This is a genomic window from Pseudomonas lundensis, from assembly GCF_001042985.1.
Taxonomy (GTDB): domain Bacteria; phylum Pseudomonadota; class Gammaproteobacteria; order Pseudomonadales; family Pseudomonadaceae; genus Aquipseudomonas; species Aquipseudomonas lundensis.
The window spans coordinates 1-3,981 of the sequence record NZ_JYKY01000059.1 but is presented as its reverse complement, the minus strand read 5'-3'; the positions used below and the strand labels follow the sequence as shown (position 1 = coordinate 3,981).

The 3,981-nt window shown below is 51.9% G+C and carries 3 protein-coding genes and 1 pseudogene; 2 read left to right on the top strand and 2 right to left on the bottom strand.

Going from position 1 to position 3,981, the window contains the following annotated elements; translation table 11 throughout:
* Nucleotides 1-140 precede the first annotated feature (140 nt).
* The gene (locus tag TU74_RS22780; protein WP_048377740.1) at nucleotides 141-563 is read left to right on the top strand and encodes a hypothetical protein; all 423 of its coding nucleotides are present in this window, start codon (nucleotides 141-143) and stop codon (nucleotides 561-563) included.
* Nucleotides 564-729: 166 nt separating this feature from the next.
* On the opposite strand, the gene TU74_RS22775 is transcribed toward TU74_RS22780, so the two are convergent.
* Both TU74_RS22775 and TU74_RS22770 read right to left on the bottom strand, forming a co-directional pair.
* A complete protein-coding gene (locus TU74_RS22775; protein ID WP_032891959.1) occupies nucleotides 730-2,229 on the bottom strand; it encodes a methyl-accepting chemotaxis protein in 1,500 nt (499 codons plus the stop codon).
* Between the two features lie 163 nt (nucleotides 2,230-2,392).
* Nucleotides 2,393-2,965 (bottom strand): DUF6436 domain-containing protein, encoded by a 573-nt coding sequence (locus TU74_RS22770; RefSeq protein ID WP_048377739.1) that lies wholly within the window; start codon nucleotides 2,963-2,965, stop codon nucleotides 2,393-2,395.
* Nucleotides 2,966-3,653: 688 nt separating this feature from the next.
* Here TU74_RS22770 and TU74_RS22760 point away from each other — a divergent pair.
* Nucleotides 3,654-3,981 (top strand): annotated as a pseudogene (locus tag TU74_RS22760) (transposase); the annotation flags it as partial.

The following is a 3,981-nucleotide window of genomic DNA, read 5'->3' as shown; positions in this document are numbered from 1 at the left end:
GCGGGTCTGCTTACGTTTGCCGGCGTACTCAGCATCGGCGATGCATCGTTTCATCGGGACTCAACCGTTCGATTCCTGTGAGGCGGGTATTTCACCAAATCTGGAAGCCTTTTTCAGAGTTTCCCTAAAAGGTATCTGGAATGAACATTTTACTTGAAATAGACGAAGCCCTCATGCGTGAAATCATGGATTTTTCTGATGAGGAGCTGCAGACGTTTGAACAGGCTCACGTGTATCTCTTAAAAAAGGGACTCGAAAAGGTGCAAACCGTGTCCTTGGATGCCGATGAGGTCGACAGCCTCGTTGAGCGCCTAATCGCGCGTGCGCTCACTACGGCAGAGGACAAGCCTTTTCTGCTGGCCGCGATTTACAAGGTTTTGAGTAAAAAGCCTGCTGCTGAATGGGCTAGCTTGCACCCTACGACTCGAAAATTGATCGGTCGGCGTTTTCGCCAAGCGATTCGCGAGTATTACAATGACGCGAAAACCGGAGATTTGACTGTCGAGTTCATCGAAAAGACAGCCCAAAACTCGGCTTTATATCGGGTTTCTCAGAAAGATTGATCGCAGTACGCATAACGACGTTTATGGTAAATCGGGTCAAGATCATACCGCGTGCCAGTGCGAGCCCGGCACTGGCACGCGTCCGACTGTTAATGTCGGACTCGACACACAAACATCAGCCAAGTAGTCCGTAAGATTTGCCTGCCAAGTCAGGGCTATTCAGCGCTTAGCGGCTAACGCGGAAGCGACCAGTCAAACGGCTCAAGCGATCGGCTAACTGGCTGAGTTGCTGGCCATCGTCGTTAAGATTGCTAGCATCGCCGAAGCTTTGCTTGGCTACTTGTTGCACGCTGTGTAGGTGCTGACTAACTTCTGCACTGGTCGCAGCTTGCTCGTGGGTGGCGGCGGCAATCAGCTCGTTCATTTGAGTAATACCGCTGATGTTTTGCGCTACTGTGCCTAGCAGTTCAGCAGTCGCTTGACTGTCTTGTACGCAGCTGCGCACGCTGTCTCGGCTTTCTTGCATAGCGGCCGCTGCTTGGCGGCTACCTTGTTGCAAGCCACTGATGATTTTTTGTATTTCAGCGGTAGACAACGCAGTTTTCTGCGCCAGATTGCGCACCTCGTCAGCTACGACGGCAAAACCACGACCATGCTCGCCAGCACGCGCGGCTTCAATTGCAGCATTTAGGGCTAGCAGGTTGGTTTGATCCGCAATCGAGCGGATCACTTCCAACACCTTGCCGATCTGCTCGGACTGTTCTGCCAGCGCCTGAACCTCGGTTTCAGTAACGTCGATTTGTGTGGCCAGTTTGCTGATCTCGCTGCGCACATGGTTGACCGAGCGACTACCCTCGGCAGCTTGCTGGTTGGCGGCTTGAGCTGCCGCCGCGGCGCCATCAGCATGTCCAGCCACTTCGTCAATGGCGGTGCTCATCTGCAGCATAGCTGAGCTCATGTAGATGATTTCGCCTTGCTGTTGCTCTGCCCCAGAGCTTAGGTTCTCGGTGGTTAGCAGCAGACTGTCACCCATTTTTTTCAGACTTTTTGTGTCTCTAATCACTTCGCTGACCAGATCGTCCAAGGTGCCAAGAAATTGGTTAAAACCTAGGCTAACTTTGCCCTGCGCACTGCTGCGGTAGCTGAGATTGACTTCGTCAACTCGCTCAGTGATCTTCTCGGCAGCTTGCATCAGCGCCGCGCTTTCAACGGCTTCCGCGTGAGTCTGCATCGCCAAGTAAATCAGAATTGCGCTTTCTGCTACGACGTAGAGCGCATGCAGGAAAATGGTTGACCAACTGCCGCTCGGCAGCACAACAACGTCAACACCTTGAGCTTGTAAGGCAAAGAAACTCAAGTGATGCACTGCAATCACCAATGCGGCTACCACGATCGGAAGCCAGTCACGGTAGTACACCAAGAAAGCCAGTAGCACGAAGATGCTGAAATGCATTTCAAGCATGCCGCCAGCTTGGTTGATGTGCAGGGCCGCCATTACCATATACGCCGCGCCCATTACGCAACGCAACAGACGCTGGCCGCTGATTAGCTGGTTAAGCAGGCTCATCACAACCGCTGTACCACCTCCGACCAGGAGCGCTTGACCCCAAGCACCATGCCAGAACGCGAGTCCGAGCGAGTACACAAACATCAGCCACAGCACACCCAGCATGATTCGGTCTGATTTTTGGTAGTGCTGTTGAACGGGGGAGAGGTTAGCGGACATGGCGATAGGCTCTAGGTGGTGCTGCAGTCGTGGTGAGTGTTACATAGGGCTAGCTTGATTTAGGCGCTCTGCAACTACTCAAAATTGCTGTATCGGCAAGTTGAGTCTAAGGATGAGCATGCTTTTGCGCGTGATGCCGTAACGCGTTGCCGGTTTGTGATCGTCAATTGTTCGGCCAGTCGCAGAAGCAGCCTACGGCCATTGTGTTATTTGCGTTTACGGGTCTGCCAGCACTCAGGGCGTCGAGAATGGGCTCGATAATGCTGTTACTAGAGGTGCAGGTTGCGCCTTCGCTGTAGGGGCCGAAGTATGCTAATTGGCCTGTCCGGTCCCAGATTGCTACTGCCGGGCTGGCTGGTATTCTGTAGATGCCGCTCAAGGCGGGTAAAGTTTTCAAAGCGTTCAGGGCTTCAGGTAATTGGTCGTGACTACCTGGCGTTTGCACCGCGTAGAAACTAACACCCTGTGGGCCGAAGCGCTTAATAAGCTCGGTAAGGTGCTGCTGGTTGCCGACATTGCATGGGCAGGACGGGTCCCAGAAATGTATCAGGCGGATCGGGCCTGGACCCGCAAGCTCATCAGGCAGGTGCAGCAGCTCGCCGTAGAACAACGCGGTCTGCTCACTGAAGCTGCGCAGGTAACGTGCTTCGTACCACCAGTAGGCGACTAGAATGGAGAGGCCCCAGAGCGCAATTAGCAGGCTGGCCATAAGGGTTTTACGATTCGAGCGGGTCATGGGCAGTCTTTAATTTTAAGACGCAACTTGTCATAGCTAGGGTTTACCAAAGATCAGATGGAGGTGGTGGATTATCTGATCTTGATAGGCTCTGTATTGACCTTCTAAGCGATCGATCTCGTACATCTGATCTATCCAGACCTCATCAGAGGCATCCTCTACGAGCTTTTCTTGATTCCGCCAGATATTACCAGCTAGCTCTGTAGTTTCTAGCAACGTCAATAAATGTTGATCAAAAGCCAGAGTTTTCGCAGTATTGTTGGTAACCAAAATCCTAAATCCATGTGTAAATATCTAGGCACCTTATAACCATATTTTTTATATCGGTATTGATATTTTACGATCGTCTGGAAGACCCAAGACTAGCTCTCGATAGACAGCCAGATTCGATCCATTACGAAATGTCATAAACTCAAAAAACCGAGTGAATTGTCGCATAATTTATAAGTTATGCGACAATTTCACATACGCTGGATTTGTTGGCTCTGACCTGTCGCATAAATCTGTCGCACGTTGTAAGTTGCCTGCGACAACAAATGCGACAGGTGCTTCATGGAAAATGTAGGACAGCAGATTGGTTACGCTCGGGTTTCGACGCAAGGTCAGGATCTGGAGCAACAACGGATTGAATCGCCCCTAGTTTCGTAGACACCTCCAAGCCTTAAAATGAGGCCCATTAGGAGGTGCCATGAGCAACCAGCGATATCCCGAAGAATTCAAAATCCAGGCGGTCAAACAAGTGACCGAAAAGAAGCTTCCTGTCTCGGAGGTGGCTGCACGATTGGGTGTGTCCGTGCACAGCCTCTATGCCTGGGTTAAGCGCTACACCAAGCCCCAGGAACAGCGCGTTGAGGAGGATGATCAGAGCGCTGAGGTTCGTCGTCTACGGGCCGAGCTGAAACGGGTGACGGAGGAGCGAGACATCTTAAAAAAGGCCGCCGCGTACTTTGCCAAGGAGTGCGGCTGAAGTACGCCTTTATTAAGCAGCAAGCGGGTCATTACGCGATTCGACGGCT